Origin of the sequence: Nocardia sp. NPDC059177, from assembly GCF_042755165.1 — a bacterium.
Classification (GTDB): Bacteria; Actinomycetota; Actinomycetes; order Mycobacteriales; family Mycobacteriaceae; genus Nocardia.
In genome coordinates this window covers 77,883-97,114 of sequence record NZ_JBHZBX010000021.1, presented here as the reverse complement: position 1 = coordinate 97,114, position 19,232 = coordinate 77,883, and the positions used below count along the sequence as shown (strand labels likewise).

The window sequence follows — 19,232 nt, the reverse complement described above, 5'->3', positions numbered from 1 at the left end:
AGAAGGGGCAAACGGTAGCGGTTCGGGAGTTCTTCACCCACTCCTGGGAGCGCGACCGTCTAACACACGCTAAAGTGTCTGTCAGGAAGAGTATTAATTCGAACGGGGCCGCCAACAAACCCCAGGCCGCCCCGCAGTGACGCGAGGGGGTCAGCCATGGGCCGTGGCCGGGCTAAGGCAAAGCAGACTAAAGTCGCACGTGAGCTCAAGTACAGCTCCGCGCCGACCGACTTCGCGAGCCTTCAGCGCGAGCTGTCGGATAGTGATCCGCTCCACTCCCCAACCAGGAGTGGCGCAGTCATATCCGATGAGCACGACGCAGACGAGTCGCCGTCCCGTTGGAACAACGAGGACGACGACTACGACAGCTGGCGCCGCTGACCGAACATCGGTGAAGGGGGAGGCCATGCGCGGCCTCCCCCTTTAGCCGTTGTCGACCAGCGCGCGTCGGGCTCGCAGCAGTACTGCGAACATCCGAATACACGACGAGCGTCCTGTGCACACACAGGGCGCTCGTCGTGTTCGCCGCCTCGAGGCCCCGACCTCCCCGAGCCGACGCCGCACCTCACAGGGATAGCCGATCGGCGGCCGGCACAAACCCCGCAAACGCGAGCGGCCGGGTCGCGGCGTGCGCGGCCCGGCCTCTCGCGTCGGTGTCAGAACCTGGGGTGGTCGCCCAGCAGCAGCGCGCGCGGCGCGTCGGCGTCAGCGGCCTTCTTGACCTGACCCAGCGTCCAGCAGTCGATGTGCCGGGCGGTGAGCACCGCCAGCGCGCGCTCGGCGTCCTCGGGGGCGACGATCGCGACCATGCCGACGCCCATATTGAACGTCTTCTCCATCTCGACCCGCTCGACCCGGCCGCGCTGGGCGATCATCTTGAACACCGGCGCCGGGTTCCAGGTGCCGCGGTCCAGCTCGGCGACCAGGCCGGCGGGCAGCACGCGCGCCAGGTTGGCGGCCAGGCCACCACCGGTGACGTGGGAGAAAGTACGCACATCGGTCTCGGCGATCAGCGCCAGGCAGTCCTTGGCGTAGATGCGGGTCGGCTCGAGCAGTTCCTCGCCGAGGGTGCGGCCGAATTCCTCGACGTAGCCGGTCAGCGACATGCGGTCGATGTCGAGCAGAACCTTGCGGGCGAGGCTGTAGCCGTTGGAGTGCAGGCCCGAGGAGCCCATCGCGATGACGACGTCACCGGGGCGCACCCGGTCGGGCCCGAGCACCGAATCGGCTTCCACCACGCCGACGCCGGTGGCGGACAGGTCGTAGTCGTCCGGGTCCATCAGCCCCGGGTGTTCGGCGGTCTCGCCGCCCAGCAGCGCGCAACCGGCCTTGATGCAGCCCTCGGCGATGCCGGAGACCAGCTCGGCGACCTTCTCCGGGACGACCTTGCCGATGGCGATGTAGTCCTGCAGGAACAGGGGCTCGGCGCCACAGACCACCAGGTCGTCGACGACCATGGCGACCAGGTCGAGGCCGACGGTGTCGTGCTTGTCCAGCGCCTGCGCGACCGCGATCTTGGTGCCGACACCGTCGGTGGAGGCGGCCAGCAACGGCTCGCGGTATCCACCCTTGAGCGCGAACAGCCCGGCGAACCCACCGAGCCCACCCTGCACCTCGGGTCGGCTGGCCTTCTTCGCCAATGGTCCGAACAATTCGACAGCACGGTCACCGGCTTCGATGTCCACGCCTGCCGCAGCGTAGGAAGCGCCGGCACCGCTGGGGGTCTGTTCAGTCATTGTGGGGGAAAGCTCCAAACCGAATCGGCGGATAGATGCGTACTAACTCTAAGTGATCCGCCTGCCCAGGTGACGTGCGGCTCCCAGCTCATTGTTCCAGCTCCTCGGCCAATATGATGCCGGTCTCTCCCCGATGTCCACCACGCCGCCGCCGAACAGCTTTACAGATCAGGTCCGAAGTTGGACATTGTCTGTCATGACTTCGGGCGACTTCGTCACCGTGGAAGAGGCAGCGAGCGCGCTCGGCGTTTCCGCCCGGCACGCACGTCGTCTGGTGAAGTCGGGGCGATTGGCCCAGATCGCCGGCACCCTGGTCGACCACGACTCGGTCGAGCGATACCTGCTGTCGCAGGGCCAGGGCCGTACTCGCGCATGGGCTGACCACACCGCCTGGGGCGCGATCTCGCTGCTGTACGGCGGCGACGCGGACTGGCTCGGCCCAACCCAGCGTTCGAGGGTACGTCGCACCCTGCGTGATCTGACCGACCCGATCGAACTGGTCGCGCGGGTCCGCAATCGTGCGCGCCCGCAAACCTTCGCGGCCCACCGCGCAGCGCTACCGCGCCTGCGCTCGCTTACCCTGCAACCGAATGTCGGACTACTCGGCATCGTCGACAGCGGCGAGGATCGCATCGACGGCTATCTAGCCGCCCGCGACCGCGACAGCCTCGTCCGCTCTCTCGGACTTCGGGCCGATCCGGCGGGAGATGTCACCCTGCGTATCACCGAGTTCGACTTCGACCAGGTGCGCAGGCTGGTCACAGGTGGTGTCCTCGTCGCCGCTATTGACATCGCGACCTCCCTTGATCCGCGTCAACGAGGAGTCGGCCAACGCGCAATGGCTGAGATCCTGGACGGATACCGATGAACGAAGACGGCGGGCGGCAGACGGCTCACGCCGGCTTCCGCGAGGCAGCGTCGCCCCAGAGCGCTTCGATCAACTGCGCTCGCGCTCGTTCGACCTCGGCGGCCGGAACGCCGCCGTACTCGGAGTCGAGGAAATCTCCCAGCTCACGGAGCTTGTCCATCGCGTCACGATGCCGGACTGCCTCGGTGACGTAGGCCGACACGCCGCGCTCGTCGGCCCGCTCGCGGATCGACTCGAGCAGGTCGTCCGGAAGCGTGATGGTGACCTTTCGCGCCATACCTCGAGCATGGCACTTGCTATCCGCGCAGCGAAGTCGTTGTCGCAGCATCAGTCAAACGCCTAGCCGAATTGCCTTGTTTTCGCCTATCCACGTAGACTAAACTGATGGTATCGGAGCAAGCGACTCGCAAGGTGGTCAAGGAACTACGCGCTGCCGGGTTTGTGCGCACCGATGCGAAAGGCAGCCACGGCATGTGGACCGGCCCGCACGGAACCCTCGTGTCGGTACCGGATGGCCACCGGACGATCTCGCCTGGCGTGTACCGCAAGGTACGCACGGCGATCGAGGATGATCAGGCCAAAGCCGCGGCGGAAGGAGAACAAGAGTGAGCAAGATCTACGACGTACAGATCACGCGTGATGGCCGCTGGTGGATGGTTCACATTCCCGAACTCGACGAACTCACACAGGCACGGCGGCTGTCCGAGGCGCCCGCCATGGCGCGCGAGGTCATCGCGTTGCACACCGGTACGCCCTTGAGTGAGGTAGTGGTCGAGGTCGAAATCGCCGTCGCGGATATCCCGGTATCCCGGCGCGCCGGCGTTCTCGCAGAACACCGACGCGAGGCCGTACGGCTGGAACAACTGGCAGCCGCCGAAGCACGTGAGTTGGCGCGAGAGTTGGCGCGCCAACAGGTCCCGGTGCGTGACATCGGCGAAATCCTGGGCGTCTCCCACCAACGCGCACAGCAATTGACTTCCGCCTGACCAGGCGCGGCGCTTTCTCTCCTGGGCAGACATGCGGTCGCCGATCGGGTTGGCGAAACACATCGACCACGCCCCGTAGGCGTCGATGTCCAGCAGCTCACCCGGCTCGATCTCCCGCACGAACGCGGCACCACGATGCCGAGGGCCGCGGTCTCGGAGGCCACCACCCAGCCGCGTTCGAGCCGGCCCACTACCAGCGGACGCACACGCATTTCGTTTCTGGCGTACCCGCCATTGGCCTGGCGGAGTATGTACGCAAGGTCCTTGACGGCGAGATATCGACTGAGCAGAGATATCTCAGTAATGGCCGGACTGCATACTGGGACAACGAAAGGGGAGCATTGATAATTGAGGACCCGCCTGCGGGGACCGTATTCACACCCCGGGACGGTCGAGACGCGTTCGAAGACCTCAAGTAAACGTGGCGAGGATTTTGATCAAATGATATCAAGTGCAAGTTTTGCCATTGACGGTCCAACTTTCGAGATTATCCGACAGGTTACGAAAGAAATTCCCAATTTCCGAGGATCTCTAATGTCCGAACAAGGTTGGACATTAGAGATTGATCGATTTTTGTGCGGGACAGTGCGATCGCTCCCTAGAGATCTCAACCCGGGCTCACGGATAATCATTTCGATTGTCGCAGATTCTGAAATATTGCCGGAAGTGCCTGCCAGGCCCGAACTGCCACTCGGAGTGGGCGAGGAAGCGATTCGATATGTACCTAGGCATATCTGCGAACTGTGGCCACGCCTACTCAATGTTGCATGGGTGGGTTTGGGCCCATTAGAAGCCAGATACCGGACCGGCTACCATGAGCCGGAAATTAGCGCCGCATTGGAGAACTTCTCCAACAGCACCAACGCCGCCCTCAAAGGCTGATGAAGAATGCGCCGTCACGATGCCGGATTGCCTCGGTGACGTAGGCCGATACGCCACGCTCGTCGGCCCGCTCGCGGATCGACTCGAGCAGGTCGTCCGAAAGCGTAATGGTGACCTTTCGTGCGTTCGGCCGACGGACGGCACTCGTGGATCAGTCGAGCTTGTTGGTTTGCTGTTTGATGGCGAGCTGGGTCGCCTCGTCGCAGTTCTTGTAGGCGGCGCCGGCCTTGCGGTACATGTCGGCCATCTGGGTGAGGATCTCGATGTGCTTGGTGGTGGCGTCGAGGTAGGAGCCGGATCCCTCGCCGCCGTCGGCGAGGTCGGAGAATTTCTGGCCGAGCTTTGACGCGGAGCCGAGGTCGCCGAACGAGTCGACATCGACCATTCGTCGTGTTCGCTGGGAAAGAATGCGTAGGTCGGCGATGTAGTCGTCGCACCACTTGGCGCAGCGCTCGGCGGCGTCAGCCTCGATGATGAGCCGACCTGCGGCGGCTTCGCCGGCAAGAGTCTTGAATTCTTGTGCGGCCTTGTTCTCTGCCATTGCTCAGAGCCCCTCCCGGATAGTGGACGTGGTCATCGCGGAATGAATTTCATGAAATGCGGTGCGGCGTCGATCGCCAGCGGACATGGATCGGTAGCCGACTTGTCGTCGACAAACATACTCGCGTTGATCAGCGCGCGGCCTTGCGCGGTGTCGATCGCGATTTCGCATTCCACCGGCGGTTGCTCACGACCGATGTAAAACTGCAGCGCGCTTCTGCCGCTGACGGAAATCTCCTTGAAATCGTGGTATCGGTCGTTTCCGCGAATTTCATCCATCGTGTAAACGGTCGACATGAAATTTATGAAGTAGCCGTCCGCTCGCCAGCCACAGCCCTTCCATTCGGCTCGCGGCACCGAGAACAGGTTGTCGTCCTTCGACGCGGGGTCGAGCCCAGCCGCGATCAGCGCACTCTCCGGCACCGAACACGGATCGAACAACTGCTCCTTCGTCAACGATGCCCCACTCGCCTCCGGCTGCCCCGCCACATCCTGCGAGCACCCCGCGAGCGCGAGCACCGCACAGCCCGCGGCCACCACGCCGACCAGTCGCATCATCGTCTCCTTGTTCCGCACAGCACCCACTCGATAACTTGGACGCGCCGGCGCCCGATTCGGTTCCCCTGGATCACAGATCAGTCTCCTTCGCTGTTCGCCCGATCGAAAACACGGGTCCCGTCCGGCCTATCCTGACCGGACCGCGCAGTGATCGACCACGGACGGCACAAAGCGTCGACGTTGATGTTCTCACTCAGGGGTTCGTCAGTCACAGCACGAGGGACGCCTCAGCCATCCAGCGCGGCAATGGATTCCATCGGGATGATGAGGCAGGCTCACTCGATCAAGTGAGAGTGGACCAGGCCCTCACGGCGCAGCAGTGTGCCCCGAGCACCCGGCTCGGTCAACTGCTCGTACTCGGCCACGATTGCCAGCTTGCACTCCGAGGCGAATCGCCGCCGCTTTGGCCGGCCGAAGGCCCTGGCACTCTTGTCTGCTGCCACCACAGTATCCTCGGCGGCCGGTCAGTCACACTCAACGTCACCTGCTCGAAATCCTGATCTCGCCCTACTGAAAGTCCATGGTCAACCGTCCGCGAGTGCACACTCTTATGGTACGGTCCAGTGGCTTCATCCAGAGGGGGATACATGACAATGGAATCAAACGGATCAAACGGCAACTTCTCGTTAGTGCCAGACGAAGTTGCAGACGCCGGGACGTTCGTGCAGCAAGTTGCCGAATCCCTGATAAATGGGCTGACGTCCTTGGATACCGACATCGCCGATCTTCTGAACAACTGGCGCGGCACCTCAGCTGACTCTTTCTCTGCAGGGTGGACCGAGACGAAGTACGGCGCAGACACCGTTCTTGATGCCCTTTCCGATATGGCCGAACTTCTCGGCGTCACCAGCAAGACACTTGACAATCAAGACCACATTTGGGCAGGCAACACCAACACACTGTCCGGCTCCCTCGACCTACCGGAATTCTGATGGTCGACAACTCTCAGCCCTTCATTGTCAACCTCGCCGAACTCGAGCAGATCGTCATCCGCGTATCAAGTTTCGTCGGATTTCTAACCGACAGTCTCGATGGAATTCAGCAGCGCATCACAACGGTTCAACAGAACTGGAGCGGTGCAGCAGCCGATGCGCAAGCGGAGGCATACCGAGAATGGCACTCCGGCGCAACAGATGTCGCCGACGGTATTGAAATAATGCGCCAGGCCGCACAAGCTGTCCATAACCGATACTCCGATGCCCTCGCAGCGAATTTAGGAATGTTAGGGCGATCGTAAGTAGCAGGCGATATGCGTCATTCCCAGCGAACGCACCTGTAGCGCGCCGAGACTTTGTAACCGAATTGCGAACTGCCACCGTCAAGAGCAATCTGCTCTACCTATTTGCCGCTTCGATACTTATCCTTACAAGGACATATTCAGCGTGACTACCTTAAATGTCGATCCAATCGTTTACGCCACCTCCGCATCCAATCTCCATAGTGCCGCCGTGGACTTCCACGCCGACTTCCGAACTCAGATGGCGGCGCTGAGCGATTCCGGGAACATGGGGGGCAGTGTCGGGGAGTGCAAGAATTGGGCAGCCTCATACGACGAGCTGTCCACCGAAGCCTACAATCTCGCAAGCTCATTGATTCAAGCGCTCGACAACTACGCAGGAATCTTGCAACAGGCCGGATACAACTATGCGCTTGCCGACTACGCAAAAGGCACCGGTCGACCCGAACCGATCCAACCGTCACCTTTCATGCCCGCCTGGCGCACATGCCCGGTGCCGCCACCATCGGCCGGAGGTCCAGGAAACGGCCTCATCGACGACGGTTTCGACCTCGCCGCACAGGCTGGAGTTACCATCCCAGATGGCGACCCAGACAAGTTGCTAGCAGCTGCAACAACATGGGAAACTCTCGCAACCAAGGGTAAAGCGGCAAACTTACCGGCCCGGATCGAAGCCCAGGCCAAATGTTTCGAAGCCATTACCGCAAAGGATGCTTCGTTCATTGACGAGGACCTGCGGGAAATGAAGACCGCCGCCGAGGACATCCTTGCACTGTTCGCAGAGATAGCACAATCGTGTCGCGATCAGAAAACCGCTATCGATGATATGCGCAAGCAGATAACAAAACTCCTTCAGGACCTTGCCGCTGACATCGCCGAATACGTCGTCGAGGGTGTAATTATATCGGTGATCGCTGGCGCATTGTCTGCAGGGTATGGCGCGGTCGCCGTTGCAGCATATCGAGCAAAAAAGATATACGATAAAGTACAGGTATACGTCGAGAAGCTTAGGGGAATTTACACCACCTTCAAGCTTCTGCGAGCAATCAAGGTAAAAAACCCTCCAACCACTATTCGTGGTAAGCTACAACGCATTATCGACCTCGCCAAGCGGGCGGTCAAGCTGGGGTCTCCTAAGCGTCCGAGTCATGTTCCTGACGACTGGGAGGCGCGACTTGCAGACAATGGGAAAGGCTGGGTTTGGCAGAAGCCGGGATCGAATTTCAATCAAAACACATTCCGCGATGCTCTTCCTACAAAAGACTATCCGAACGGATATGTACGCTTCTACAACGAGCACGGTCAACCGCTTAAACTCGACGGAAAGCCTGGCAGCAACGCAGAAACACACATACCTAAGAACGCCGATGGCACGTACCCGACACCTCCAGGTTGGTGATCATGGAACTACAGTTGGAAATCATTGGACAACCCATCTCCGAGGTCGAGTTGGGTTTCACGGCGACGATTAGGCTCGGTTCGCCGATTGAATTTGAACTACAGGTAGAGGGTGAAATATCCATCCATACCACAGACGGGAGACTGGCGAGTGCTCCATCGAACAACTACGCCGACATACGCAATGAACTGGAATCCATCGTTGGCTCGAAAGTGACACGAGCCATCGCCAGCGAAGTCAACGGTTTGAAAATCGTATTGAGTTCTGGCACAGTACTCGAAGTTCCCGTTGACGATCACTATGAAGCTTGGGGAATAGTTGGGCTGAGCGGATATCGAGTCATTTGCCTACCTGGCGGAGAGCTGGCCATCTGGTCCGCAAAATAAGAATGCTGCCGGGCAGAGCCTGGTATCTGGCAGCGTTGGCGGAGTTGAAGCGGGCATGGGTGCTGGATTCGCGGGAGTTCGTTTGACTGGTCGGGCGTGGACGACTCTAACGGTCGCCGAACACCGAGCCGGTACTCCACGCCGGGCTCGCTGTACCCCGGGGATCAGTGCACCCCGGGGATCAATCGAGCTTGTTGGTCTGTTGCTTGATGGCGAGCTGGGTTGCCTCGTCGCAGTTCTTGTAGGCGGCGCCGGCTTTGCGGTACATGTCGGCCATCTGGGTGAGGATCTCGATGTGTTTGGTGGCGGCGTCGAGGTAGGAGCCGGATCCTTCGCCGCCCTCGGCGAGGTCGAGGAACTTCTTTCCAAGGGCTTTGGCAGAGTTGAGGTCTCCGAATGAATCGACCACGACCATCTGTCGTGTGCGGTTCGAAAGTGCGGTCAGATCGTTGATGTAGTCGTCACACCACTTCGCGCATCGTTCGGCAGCGTCGTATTCGATGATCAGATTGCCGGCGGCGGCCTGGCCAGCCAGTGATTTGAAGTGATCGGCCAGCTCGTTCGCTGCCATCGCTGGATCCTCCTTGTTAGCAGAGCTACTCGGGAATGACTTTTACGAAATCTGCTGCCGCAGCATTGACCAGCGGGCACGGGTCTGTTCCCGACTTGTCGTTCACGAACAGGGCCGCCGTCAACGTGACCGTGCCGCGACTGGTCGCGAAGGCGATCGCGCATTGATCAATCGGCGTTCTCGTGCCGAGGAGATACTGGAGAGCCAGCCGATCGCCGACGGTGATGTCGGTGAAATCGTGAAAGTAGTCGTTCTCGCGAAATTCCTGAACCGTCTTGGTAGTCGAGTGGAAGTTCAGGAAGTATCCAGGTGTCTTCCAGCTGCACCCCTTCCACTCCGCCCGCTCCACCGAGAACGGATTGTCGTCCTTCGACGCAGGATCCGCCCCCGCAGCCAGCAGCACATCATCCGGCACCGAGCACGGATCGAACAACTGCTCCTTCGTCAACGGCGCCCCACTCGCCTCCGGCTGCCCCGCCACATCCTGAGAGCACCCCGCGAGCGCGAGCACCGCACAGCCCGCGGCCACCACGCCGACCAGTCGCATCATCGTCTCCTCGTTCCGCACAGCACCCACTCGATAACTTGGACGCGCCGGCGCCCGATTCGGTTCCCTCGGATTACAGAACAGCCACCTTCGCCGTTCGCCGGCACGAAAACAAGAGGGCCGGTCAGGTTTCCCTGACCGGCCCTCGCTGGTCGCCGCTACGGGCGGCTCAAAGCGTCGGCGTTGATGTTCTCGCCCAGCAGTTTCGACTCCGGTTGACCCGAGAGCATCCCCTCGAGCACGTTCTTGCCGATGGCGGCCTCCTGCGGCAGCGGGATCGGGTAGTCGCCGGTGAAGCAGGCCGTGCACAGGCGGGTGGCGGGCTGTTCGGTGGCCGCGATCATGCCCTCGGTGCTGATGTAGCCGAGGCTGTCGGCGCCGATCGAGCGGCGCACGTTCTCCACCATGTCGGCGTAGCTGTCGTCGGCGCCGGTGCCGTTGGCGATCAGTTCCGCGCGCGAGGCGAAGTCGATGCCGTAGAAGCAGGGCCATTTCACCGGCGGCGAGGCGATGCGCACGTGGATCTCGAGCGCGCCTGCCTCGCGCAGCATGCGGATCAGGGCGCGCTGGGTGTTGCCGCGCACGATCGAGTCGTCCACGACGATGAGGCGCTTACCGCGGATGACCTCGCGCAGCGGGTTGAGCTTGAGCCGGATACCCAGCTGACGGATGGTCTGGCTGGGCTGGATGAAGGTGCGGCCCACATAGGCGTTCTTCATCAGGCCCTGGCCGTAGGAGATGCCCGAACCCTGCGCGTAACCGACCGCGGCGGGCGTGCCCGACTCCGGCACCGGGATCACCAGATCGGCCTCGACCGGATGTTCCTTGGCCAGCTTGCGGCCGATCTCGACCCGGGTCGAATGCACCGAGCGGCCCGCGATGGTGGTGTCGGGACGCGCCAGATACACGTACTCGAACACGCAGCCCTTGGGCTCGGGGTTGGCGAAACGCATCGACCGCACACCGTCGGCGTCGATGGCCAGCAGCTCACCCGGCTCGATCTCACGCACGAACGCGGCACCGACGATGTCGAGCGCGGCGGTCTCGGAAGCGACCACCCAGCCGCGCTCGAGCCGGCCGAGCACCAACGGACGCACACCGTGCGGGTCGCGGGCGGCGTAGAGGGTGTGCTCGTCCATGAACGTCAGGCAGAACGCGCCGCGCAGCTGAGGCAGCAGCTGCATCGCGGCGGCTTCGATGCTCGAGTCCGCGGCGGCGTCGGCCAGCAGCGCGGTGACGATGTCGGAGTCGGAGGTGGCGCCGGTCATCTGCGGGCGGCCGTCGATGACGCCGGCGCCGATCAGGCCGAGTTCGCGGGCGCGACCAGCCAATTCGGCGGTGTTGACCAGGTTGCCGTTGTGGCCGAGCGCGAGGCCGGAGCCGACGGCGGTGGTGCGGAAGATCGGCTGCGCGTTCTCCCAGGTGACACCACCGGTCGTGGAGTACCGGCAGTGACCGACGGCGATATGCCCCGGCATGGCGCCGAGGGTCTGCTCGTCGAACACCTGGGAAACCAGGCCGAGATCCTTGAAGACCAGGATCTGCGAGCCGTCGGAGACGGCGATACCGGCCGCTTCCTGGCCGCGATGCTGCAACGCGTACAGGCCGTAGTAGGTGAGCTTGGCCACGTCCTCGTCGGGAGCCCAGACGCCGAAGACGCCACACTCCTCGCGGGGCTCGTTCTCGGGCTCGTCCGGAAGTGTGGAAGGGCTGTCGATCATCGGATCGGCGTGGGTCACCGTGTGCTCCCTGTTCGGGCGGGCTGGGGGCACCCGTCATTCTACGGGTGAATGGAGCAGCGACGCGCACCGCGGCGCAAACCCGGCGCAATCGACGGTAGTGATCACCCGAATTCCGGTGGAACAGCTGTTACGGTGCCGATTGTGACCACCGACGACAGTGCGCACGAACCAGCTGATTCCCCAGCGTCTGACAGAGACAACGCCGCGTCGGTAGCGCGGAATTCCGATTCGTCGCCGCGGCCGGAAGCGACCTTGGACACAATCCGGATCACACCCCGGCGGCTGGCCCGGATGGTGGCGGCGCCGACGGCGGTCCTGGCGGTGGTGATGTCGCTGCTCGGTGTCATGTATCTGGCCTACATCGCCGATCCGGAGGGAAACCTGCACGATTTCCCGATCGCGCTGGTCAACCAGGATGTCGGCGACACCATCGACACCGACGGCCGCGCCGAACACGTGAACTTCGGCAAGCAAGTGGCCGACGCGCTGGTCGCGGGAGTGCCCGCCGACCAGGTCGATCTGCGGGTGGTCGGGATCAGCGAGTCCGAGCGGCTCATGCGCACCGCCCAGATCTACGGTGCCGTCATCATCCCCAGCGACTTCAGCAAACGGCTGGGCATTCTCGGGGTCGGCAGCGTGGTCGGCGGCGAGATCGAGCGCCCGATCATCACCGTGCAGACCAATTCCGGCATGGGCCCGTACTCCGCGGGCATCGTGACCCGCATCGGTGCGCAGGCGATGGCCGAGGTGAACAAGCAAGTCGGCGACCAGCTCACCACCCGCGTGCGCGACACCCTCGCCGCGAGCCCCCAGGGGTCGCCGGAGATCTCCGGCGCCGCCCAGCTCACGCTGGCCCAGCCGATCCAGGTGATCGAGCAGGAATGGCGGCCGTTGCGCGCAGGCGCGGGCATGGGCTTGACCGCCTTCTTCTACGCGCTGCTGATCCTGATGGCGGGCGTGGTGGGCGCGATGGTCATCCACACCATGGTCGACGCGCAACTGGGCTTCCAGCCCACCGAGTACGGACCCTGGTACGTGCACTATCCGCCGACGCCGATCTCGCGCTTCCACACCCTGTTGCTCAAGTGGGGCGTGATGGTCGTGGTCGCCGTGGTGATCTCGCTGCTCTACCTGCTGGTGGCGAAGATCCTGGGGGTGGCCGGTGACCAGCCGGTGCAGCTGTTGCTGTTCTCGGTGCTGGCGCTGATCGCGGTCGGCATGACCTGCATGGCCTCGCTGGCCGCGTTCGGCACCGCGGGCCTGCTGATCAACCTGGCCGTCTTCGTCATCCTCGGCCTGCCCTCCTCGAGCGGCACCGTCCCGATCCAGGCGACGCCCCGCTATATCGCCTGGCTGGCCGAGTTCGAGCCGATGCACCAGGTCTACCTGGGGATGCGCTCGATCCTGTACTTCGAATCCGATTACGCCGCAGGCCTCGGCCGGGGAATCTGGATGTCGCTGCTCGGCCTGCTCCTCGCCCTGATCGGCGGCATCGCCATCACCCGGTACTACGACTTCAAGGGCCTGCACCGGGAGAACTTCCTCGATAAGAAGGCTGTTTAGCCTTATAGGGAGATGGCGTGGACAAGCCCCACGACATGTTCGATCGCGACCACGAGTGGTCCGCGCTGACCCGGTTCATCGAGGACGGGCGCGCCGGCGCCACGCTCGGGGTCGTCGCGGGACGGCGCAGGCAAGGTAAGACGTTTCTGCTGGAGGCGGCTGTTCAGGCGGCGGGCGGCTTCTACTTCGGCGCCACCGAGGCAGCCGACGCGGAGTCGCTACGCAGGATCGGCGAGGCGCTGAGCAGTCACCTCCGGCCCGCCAGCCCGTTCCATTTCCAGCACTGGGCCGAGGTGATCGACGTACTTCTCGAACTGGGTTCGCAGCGCCCGGTTCCGGTGGTGATCGACGAGTTTCCGTTTCTGGCGCGGGCCAACCCCGAGTTGCCCTCGGTGATTCAGGACGCCTATCGCCCGTTGCGCGAGCAGCGGATGAACTCCCGCACGCGCTTGCTGCTGTGTGGGTCGGCAATGCCGTTCATGGGGCGGCTGCTCTCGGGAAACGCGCCACTGCGCGGGCGCGCGGGCCTCGAACTCGTCGTCCATCCACTCGACTACCGAGCCGCGGCCCGTTTCTGGGATATCGACGACCCACGACTGGCCGTCTCGGTGCATGCCATTGTCGGCGGAACGCCCGCGTACCGGCGGGAATTCGCGCGCGGTGACACCCCGGCGAACTGGGACGACTTCGACGACTGGGTCACCCGCACCGTCCTGAACCCGGAAACCCCGCTCTTCCGCGAACCCCGCTACCTGCTCGCGGAGGAACCCGACCTCCGGGATCGGGGCCTGTACCTTTCCGTGCTCGCCGCGATCGCCACCGGCAACAGCACGCGCGGCGGAGTGGCGACCTATCTCGAACGGAAAGCGACCGACATCGCCCACCCGATCACCGTCCTCGAAGACGTCGGCCTGCTGCACCGCGACGCCGACGCGTTCCGCGACAACCGATCCACCTACCGCATCGCCGAGCCGCTGATCACCTTCTACCAGTCGATCATGCGACCGGTGTGGCCGCAGCTGGAGCGACCGGGCAACGCGACCCGGGTGTGGCGGGGTAGCCGTCATCGGTTCGCGGGCAATGTCGTCGGCCCGCATTTCGAGCAGCTCTGCCGGGAGTGGGCGCTCTACTTCGCCGACCCGGACCTGTTCGCCGGGCTACCCGCCCGGGTCGGCCACGGCGCGGTCCATGACCCGCGAACCCGGACCACCAGCGAGATCGATGTCGCGCTCGTCGGCGTCGCCGACGGCGGCAAGCCGCCACTGCTGGCGATCGGGGAGGCGAAGTGGAACGACACGATCGGCGCGGCGCATATCGACCGGCTCCGCACGATCCGCGAGACCATCACCGCCAACGGCAAATTCGACACCGCACACACCCGATTGCTGCTCTTCAGCGGTGCGGGATTCAACGACAAGGCAAGGGCTGCCGCCGCCGAAACCGGCGACCTTGTCTTGGTCGACCTGGCGACGCTGTACCGCTAGGACCCCGCCCATCCGGGCACGCCGCCCCCGCTACGTCACTCCCCCGTCCCGGCGGAACCTGCGGCGAGTGAGTCCAAGTGCACCAGCAATGCCTCGGCGTCATCGAATGTGTTGTGATGCCCCGCAACGATATCCGCTTCGGCAGTACACTCGGAGGCCTGATGCCCCTCCTCGGGCCGGCCGACAAGGGTGGACAGACGTTCGAGCATGTCCACCGTCGGCATCCGATCGCCGTCCTCGATGCGGGCTACCGTGGGCTGCGTGGTGCCCATGCGCTGGGCCAACTCCGCCTGCGTCAACCCAGCCGCGACACGGGCTTCGTAGCACAACTCAGCCCATCGGAGCGCCAGTCCGGCGCGCTCATGAGCAGCGTCGTACTCGGCTCGCGCCGAGGGCATCATACGCGCGAGGCGCTCGTTCAGAAGTTCCCGGTAATCCATGGATATCACGGGTTCCCTTCATGCTTCGACATTGCCGCAGCGCTCGACGAGGACCTTCAGTCTGCAGGCCGGAGCGGGACGATCGGGAGCCAGGGGGCGATCTCGCGAGCTCGTGAGCCCGAGGCCGTGAGGGTGCCGGAGTCGACCGCGGTGTCGAAATCGAGCAGGCCGGTCGCCAGCAGTAGCCAGGTGCGCGGGTCGGTCTCCACCACGTTGGGCGGCGTGCCGCGCGTGTGCCGCGGCCCCTCGATGCACTGCACCGCCACGAACGGCGGCACACGCACCTCCACCGAATGCCCCGGCGCACTGCTCGCCAGCGCTCGCGCTGTCCCGCGCACCGCCGCCGCGATCTCCCCCCTAGCCGGCGCCGCCACCCCCTCATCCCGCAACCATTCCCCCACCACGAGCACCGCCGCCCGCACCGCCCCCGCATCCACCGAATTCCGACCCATACCCCGTAACGCTACCGCCGGCAATCCATCAGGACCCCCACCACCAGGGCAATAGCACCCATACGATGTGGATCTGTAAGCATCGAGCCGTCACGGTGACCGTGGCCTCCGGGCACAACTCGCAGTCGCCGGGCATGGTCCGCACCGTCAACAAGGCGATTGCCAGTGCCAAGCGCAATGCACGGAGGAAGCATGACCGTCTACCGGATCGATGTGTCCCGCGACGACCGCTGGTGGATGATCAGGATTCCCCAACTCGACGGCGTCAACGGCAATATCGAAGGTCTCACCCAGGCACGGCGCTACGCCGACATCAGCAAGGAAGCGACCGACTACATCTGCACCGTGGCCGATATCGCACCGTCGACCGTGGAGCTCAGCATCACCGCCCATGTCGGCGATACCGATGTGACGGCCGCTGCGGAAGAACTCGCCCGCGCGCGAGCCGAGGCAGCGCGGCAGGAGGCCCGCGCCATGACGATCGCGACCGCGACCGCCCGACTCCTGGCTGCGGACGGGGTCCCCGTTCGCGATATCGGCGCCGTTCTCGGCGTCACTTTCCAGCGCGCATCCCAGCTGGCCAACTCCTGACGCTCTGACCGAAACGGCGTGGCGCGGGCACCGCGCAGCGGCGAGGATGGGGCGATGTCGACCAGGGAGCTCATCGTGCTCGGGACGGCGGGGGCCGTGCCGACGCGCCGCCGTAATCACAACGGGTATCTGCTGCGGTGGGATGGGCAGGGGATTCTGTTCGATCCCGGGGAGGGGAGCCAGCGGCAGATGGCGCTGGCCGGGGCGTCGGCGACCGAACTGCGGTGGCTGTGCGTCACGCATTTCCACGGCGACCATTCGCTCGGCGTGCCCGGGATCGTGCAGCGACTGGGGCGCGACGGCGTGCCGCACGATGTCCACGCCGTGTTCCCCGCCGACGGCGCGCAGTACTGGGAGCGACTCAAGTACGCGACCAGCTACTACGATTCGCCCTCGCTCGTGGAGCATCCGGTCAGCGGTGAGCGGGAAACCTTGCCGGGCAACGGTTTCACCCTCACCGCACTACCGCTGGACCACAGCATCCCCACCTACGGCTACCGCCTCGCCGAACCGGACGGCCGCACCTTCCTGCCGGATCGGCTGCGCGCCAACGGCATCACCGGCGCGGCGGTCCGCGAACTCTCGGGGGCGCTGCTGGAGGAGTACTCGGTGCGTAAGCCGGGCCAGAAGGTCGCGTTCGTGATGGATACCCGCCTGTGCGACAACGTCTTCGCGCTCGCCGCGGGCGCGGACATGCTCATCATCGAGTCCACCTACCTGGACTCCGAAGCACACCTCGCCGAGGAACGCGGCCACCTGACCGCCCGCCAAGCCGGCGAAGTCGCCCACAGCGCTGGCGTGAAAACCCTTGTCCTGACTCATTTCTCCGAGCGTTACACCGCATCCGACGACGCCACGTTCCTCGACCAGGCCGACTTCCCCGGCGCCGTCCTCGCCCACGACCTCGCCCGCATCCCCCTGCCTCCGCGCCGCCCGGCCGATCCGCGCGCGGACTAGGGTCGGCAGCTATGCGAGGCACGCGAATCCTGCTCTCGATCGCCACCGTGGCGCTGGCCGCCGGGTGCCAGGCGCCCGACGACATCACCCCGCCGGGAACGCCGCTGCTCGTCGCCGCCTGCGCGGGTGAGCAGCCGACCGGACCGCAGACCATCGCCGGCCCCGATCTCGCGAGATTCATCGCGGACACCCAGCTCCCCTCGGGCGTCCGGGTGGCGGGCGGCCAGCTGGCGTTGTCGGCCGCGCAGCCGGGACTGGTCGATCTGTCGCTCGACCTCTGCCTGCCGGGTGCGGCGGACCTCGACGAGCTGCGCGCGGTCGCCACCGCGCTGGCCCACGACCTGAAGGCGCACGAGCTCGGCACCCGCACCGCCGCGCTCGCCGTCGCGTGCGTGTGCCCGGCGAATCCCGGGCCCATCGCGGTGCGCGACCAGTCCTTCGGACAGCATCCGTGGGACGGCACGCCGTCGCCCGGCGCCGAGCTGCTGAACTGGGAAATCGTGACCGGTTGACCACCCGTCCGGGAAGAAGTCGTACATTCGTCCCATGAGTGTCATCGATCCACTGGAACCGACGACGGTGCGGCTGCGCAGCAGCACGGACGGGCTCACGCTGGCCGCCGACAGCTTCGGCCCGGCCGACGGGCCGCTGGTCGTGATGCTGCACGGCGGCGGTCAGACGCGGCATTCGTGGAAGCGGACGGGGCGAGCGCTGGCGGCCGGGGGGATGCGCGTGGTCGCCCTCGACGCGCGCGGTCACGGCGACAGCGACTGGGCGCCGGATCGTGACTACTCCCGGACCTCGATGGTCGCCGACCTGGTGACCGTCCTCGACCAGCTCGGCGCGACCCCGGAGCGGGGCGCGGTGGTGGTCGGCGCCAGCATGGGCGGGATCACCGGGCTGCTCACCACCGCCGAGCCGGGTGGCGGCGCGATCCGCGCGCTGGTGCTGGTCGACATCGTGCCGCGGTCGGAATCGGCGGGCGTGGCCAGGGTGATGGACTTCCTCGGCAGGCACCGCGACGGCTTCGACACCCTCGAACAGGTGGCCGACGCGGTCGCCGCCTACATGCCGCATCGCCCGCGCCCCGACAATGCCGACGGCCTGCTGCGCAACCTGCGTCAGCGCGACGGCCGCTGGTACTGGCACTGGGACCCGAACCTGATCGGCGACGTCGACGCCAACCCCGACGACCGGGTCGCCGAGATGGAAGCCGCCGCCGAGGCGCTGACCATCCCGGTCCTGCTGGTCCGCGGCGGCAAGTCCGATGTGGTCAGCGACGAGGGCGCCGCCGCCTTCCTCGCCCTCGCACCGCACGCCCGCCTGGCCGAGATCGGCACCGCCGCCCACACCGCCGCAGGCGACGACAACGACGCCTTCACCGACGCCGTCGCCACCTTCGTCGCCACCGCCTGAACCGACAACCGGCGAGCGACTTCCAGCCAGCGCCGTACCATGCGCGGCTCGACCGAACGCCCCGCCTGCCGCAGTAGATGTAGATCAGGAGCCATCCGGGCCGACGGGCTGGCCGAACTCCGTTGCACACCAACCAGTGCGGCATCTCGCCGCCCTTACGGAAATGACGGACAGACTAATGCGACCCCTGCGCACTACCCTCCTGACGGCAGCGCTTCTCGGCTCGGTGCTCGGAGCCTCGGCGTGTTCCTCCGACGATTCGACCTCTTCGGCGACGGCAACCTCCGCGCCGATGACCTCGACCGCGTCCGGCGCGAACGGCTCCGCCGCGGCAGACCTCGTCGGGCCGGGGTGCGCCGAATACGCCGCCCAGGTCCCCAGCGGCCCGGGCTCGGTCAGCGGGATGGCTCAGGACCCGGTGGCGACCGCCGCGTCCAACAACCCGATGCTCACCACCCTGGTATCAGCGGTCTCGGGCAAACTCAACCCGCAGGTCAACCTGGTCGACACGCTCAACGGCGGCCAGTTCACCGTGTTCGCGCCCGTCGACTCCGCGTTCGCGAAGATCGATCCTGCCACCATCGAGTCGTTGAAGACCGACTCGGCCACCCTCACCAAGATCCTGACCTATCACGTCGTGCCTGGTCAGATCGCGCCGAAGGACATCGCGGGCAAGCACAAGACAGTCGAGGGCGCCGAGGTGACGGTCACCGGGTCCGGTGACGCGCTGAAGGTGGGCGACGCGGCCGTCGTCTGCGGTGGTGTGCGCACCGCGAACGCCACCGTGTACATGATCGACAGCGTGCTCATGCCGCCCGCGGCGTGAGGTCGATGATGGTCGCGTCATGGGAGGCCGTAGAGTCGCGGGAAGAACTTC

The 19,232-nt window shown here is 64.9% G+C and carries 25 protein-coding genes and 1 pseudogene; 15 read left to right on the top strand and 11 right to left on the bottom strand.

What is annotated here, in order from left to right; genetic code table 11:
- Positions 1–156 precede the first annotated feature (156 nt).
- Positions 157–381: a DUF3073 domain-containing protein gene (locus ACFXK0_RS23895; RefSeq protein ID WP_379412934.1), complete on the top strand. Its 225-nt coding sequence runs from the start codon at positions 157–159 to the stop codon at positions 379–381.
- A 275-nt stretch (positions 382–656) separates the two neighbouring features.
- Here ACFXK0_RS23895 and purM read toward each other — a convergent pair whose 3' ends face one another.
- Positions 657–1,736, bottom strand: coding sequence for a phosphoribosylformylglycinamidine cyclo-ligase (gene purM / locus ACFXK0_RS23890; protein ID WP_379412932.1), 1,080 nt, complete (start codon positions 1,734–1,736; stop codon positions 657–659).
- A gap of 133 nt (positions 1,737–1,869) precedes the next feature.
- Here purM and ACFXK0_RS23885 point away from each other — a divergent pair, with 133 nt between their 5' ends.
- Complete coding sequence (locus tag ACFXK0_RS23885; protein WP_379412931.1) at positions 1,870–2,604, top strand: helix-turn-helix domain-containing protein; 735 nt, start codon at positions 1,870–1,872, stop codon at positions 2,602–2,604.
- 25 nt (positions 2,605–2,629) lie between these two features.
- On the opposite strand, the gene ACFXK0_RS23880 is transcribed toward ACFXK0_RS23885, so the two are convergent.
- Positions 2,630–2,881: a hypothetical protein gene (locus tag ACFXK0_RS23880; RefSeq protein WP_379412929.1), complete on the bottom strand. Its 252-nt coding sequence runs from the start codon at positions 2,879–2,881 to the stop codon at positions 2,630–2,632.
- A 107-nt stretch (positions 2,882–2,988) separates the two neighbouring features.
- Between ACFXK0_RS23880 and ACFXK0_RS23875 the strand changes: the two genes are divergently transcribed.
- Both ACFXK0_RS23875 and ACFXK0_RS23870 read left to right on the top strand, forming a co-directional pair.
- The gene (locus ACFXK0_RS23875; protein ID WP_379412928.1) at positions 2,989–3,213 is read left to right on the top strand and encodes a type II toxin-antitoxin system HicA family toxin; all 225 of its coding nucleotides are present in this window, start codon (positions 2,989–2,991) and stop codon (positions 3,211–3,213) included.
- A complete protein-coding gene (locus ACFXK0_RS23870; RefSeq protein WP_379412926.1) occupies positions 3,210–3,590 on the top strand; it encodes a type II toxin-antitoxin system HicB family antitoxin in 381 nt (126 codons plus the stop codon). Before ACFXK0_RS23875 ends, ACFXK0_RS23870 begins: the two co-directional genes overlap by 4 nt.
- A gap of 45 nt (positions 3,591–3,635) precedes the next feature.
- On the opposite strand, the pseudogene ACFXK0_RS23865 reads toward ACFXK0_RS23870, so the two are convergent.
- The 4 genes and pseudogenes from ACFXK0_RS23865 to ACFXK0_RS23850 form a co-directional block, all read right to left on the bottom strand.
- Positions 3,636–3,811: pseudogene (locus ACFXK0_RS23865) on the bottom strand (amidophosphoribosyltransferase); the annotation flags it as partial.
- Positions 3,812–4,623: 812 nt separating this feature from the next.
- Entirely contained in the window at positions 4,624–5,013 is a 390-nt protein-coding gene (locus tag ACFXK0_RS23860) for a hypothetical protein (RefSeq protein WP_379412925.1), read from the bottom strand.
- Positions 5,014–5,045: 32 nt separating this feature from the next.
- Complete coding sequence (locus ACFXK0_RS23855; protein ID WP_379412923.1) at positions 5,046–5,570, bottom strand: DUF3558 domain-containing protein; 525 nt, start codon at positions 5,568–5,570, stop codon at positions 5,046–5,048.
- Positions 5,571–5,845: 275 nt separating this feature from the next.
- Complete coding sequence (locus ACFXK0_RS23850) at positions 5,846–6,013, bottom strand: hypothetical protein (RefSeq protein WP_379412922.1); 168 nt, start codon at positions 6,011–6,013, stop codon at positions 5,846–5,848.
- A 144-nt stretch (positions 6,014–6,157) separates the two neighbouring features.
- On the opposite strand from ACFXK0_RS23850, the gene ACFXK0_RS23845 reads away from it, so the two are divergent.
- The 4 genes from ACFXK0_RS23845 to ACFXK0_RS23830 all read left to right on the top strand — a co-directional run bounded on the left by ACFXK0_RS23845 (position 6,158) and on the right by ACFXK0_RS23830 (position 8,592).
- Positions 6,158–6,502 carry a WXG100 family type VII secretion target gene (locus tag ACFXK0_RS23845; RefSeq protein WP_379412921.1) on the top strand — a complete coding sequence of 115 codons (345 nt, stop codon included), beginning with the start codon at positions 6,158–6,160 and terminating at the stop codon, positions 6,500–6,502.
- Entirely contained in the window at positions 6,502–6,807 is a 306-nt protein-coding gene (locus tag ACFXK0_RS23840; RefSeq protein ID WP_379412920.1) for a WXG100 family type VII secretion target, read from the top strand. The genes ACFXK0_RS23845 and ACFXK0_RS23840 overlap by 1 nt, the downstream gene beginning before the upstream one ends.
- Before the next feature lie 145 nt (positions 6,808–6,952).
- A complete protein-coding gene (locus ACFXK0_RS23835; protein ID WP_379412918.1) occupies positions 6,953–8,206 on the top strand; it encodes a hypothetical protein in 1,254 nt (417 codons plus the stop codon).
- Positions 8,207–8,208: 2 nt separating this feature from the next.
- Entirely contained in the window at positions 8,209–8,592 is a 384-nt protein-coding gene (locus ACFXK0_RS23830) for a DUF6188 family protein (protein WP_379412917.1), read from the top strand.
- Positions 8,593–8,773: 181 nt separating this feature from the next.
- On the opposite strand, the gene ACFXK0_RS23825 is transcribed toward ACFXK0_RS23830, so the two are convergent.
- The 3 genes from ACFXK0_RS23825 to purF form a co-directional block, all read right to left on the bottom strand.
- Entirely contained in the window at positions 8,774–9,163 is a 390-nt protein-coding gene (locus ACFXK0_RS23825) for a hypothetical protein (RefSeq protein ID WP_379412916.1), read from the bottom strand.
- A 25-nt stretch (positions 9,164–9,188) separates the two neighbouring features.
- Complete coding sequence (locus tag ACFXK0_RS23820; RefSeq protein WP_379412915.1) at positions 9,189–9,713, bottom strand: DUF3558 domain-containing protein; 525 nt, start codon at positions 9,711–9,713, stop codon at positions 9,189–9,191.
- A 155-nt stretch (positions 9,714–9,868) separates the two neighbouring features.
- Positions 9,869–11,431: an amidophosphoribosyltransferase gene (purF, locus tag ACFXK0_RS23815; protein WP_379412969.1), complete on the bottom strand. Its 1,563-nt coding sequence runs from the start codon at positions 11,429–11,431 to the stop codon at positions 9,869–9,871.
- Between the two features lie 273 nt (positions 11,432–11,704).
- On the opposite strand from purF, the gene ACFXK0_RS23810 reads away from it, so the two are divergent.
- Both ACFXK0_RS23810 and ACFXK0_RS23805 read left to right on the top strand, forming a co-directional pair.
- Entirely contained in the window at positions 11,705–13,015 is a 1,311-nt protein-coding gene (locus tag ACFXK0_RS23810; RefSeq protein WP_379412914.1) for a YhgE/Pip domain-containing protein, read from the top strand.
- Between the two features lie 17 nt (positions 13,016–13,032).
- Positions 13,033–14,499 carry an ATP-binding protein gene (locus ACFXK0_RS23805; RefSeq protein ID WP_379412913.1) on the top strand — a complete coding sequence of 489 codons (1,467 nt, stop codon included), beginning with the start codon at positions 13,033–13,035 and terminating at the stop codon, positions 14,497–14,499.
- A 35-nt stretch (positions 14,500–14,534) separates the two neighbouring features.
- Here ACFXK0_RS23805 and ACFXK0_RS23800 read toward each other — a convergent pair whose 3' ends face one another.
- Both ACFXK0_RS23800 and ACFXK0_RS23795 read right to left on the bottom strand, forming a co-directional pair.
- On the bottom strand, positions 14,535–14,939 hold the full coding sequence (locus ACFXK0_RS23800; protein WP_379412912.1) for a multiprotein-bridging factor 1 family protein: 405 nt from the start codon (positions 14,937–14,939) through the stop codon (positions 14,535–14,537).
- 56 nt (positions 14,940–14,995) lie between these two features.
- Positions 14,996–15,391 carry a sterol carrier family protein gene (locus ACFXK0_RS23795; protein ID WP_379412910.1) on the bottom strand — a complete coding sequence of 132 codons (396 nt, stop codon included), beginning with the start codon at positions 15,389–15,391 and terminating at the stop codon, positions 14,996–14,998.
- A 192-nt stretch (positions 15,392–15,583) separates the two neighbouring features.
- Here ACFXK0_RS23795 and ACFXK0_RS23790 point away from each other — a divergent pair, with 192 nt between their 5' ends.
- The 5 genes from ACFXK0_RS23790 to ACFXK0_RS23770 all read left to right on the top strand — a co-directional run bounded on the left by ACFXK0_RS23790 (position 15,584) and on the right by ACFXK0_RS23770 (position 19,181).
- A complete protein-coding gene (locus tag ACFXK0_RS23790; RefSeq protein WP_379412909.1) occupies positions 15,584–15,982 on the top strand; it encodes a HicB family toxin-antitoxin system in 399 nt (132 codons plus the stop codon).
- Positions 15,983–16,036: 54 nt separating this feature from the next.
- Positions 16,037–16,939: a ribonuclease Z gene (locus ACFXK0_RS23785; RefSeq protein WP_379412907.1), complete on the top strand. Its 903-nt coding sequence runs from the start codon at positions 16,037–16,039 to the stop codon at positions 16,937–16,939.
- Between the two features lie 11 nt (positions 16,940–16,950).
- Entirely contained in the window at positions 16,951–17,451 is a 501-nt protein-coding gene (locus ACFXK0_RS23780; protein WP_379412906.1) for a hypothetical protein, read from the top strand.
- Positions 17,452–17,485: 34 nt separating this feature from the next.
- On the top strand, positions 17,486–18,355 hold the full coding sequence (locus ACFXK0_RS23775) for an alpha/beta fold hydrolase (RefSeq protein WP_379412905.1): 870 nt from the start codon (positions 17,486–17,488) through the stop codon (positions 18,353–18,355).
- A gap of 178 nt (positions 18,356–18,533) precedes the next feature.
- Complete coding sequence (locus ACFXK0_RS23770; RefSeq protein WP_379412903.1) at positions 18,534–19,181, top strand: fasciclin domain-containing protein; 648 nt, start codon at positions 18,534–18,536, stop codon at positions 19,179–19,181.
- Positions 19,182–19,232 lie beyond the last annotated feature (51 nt).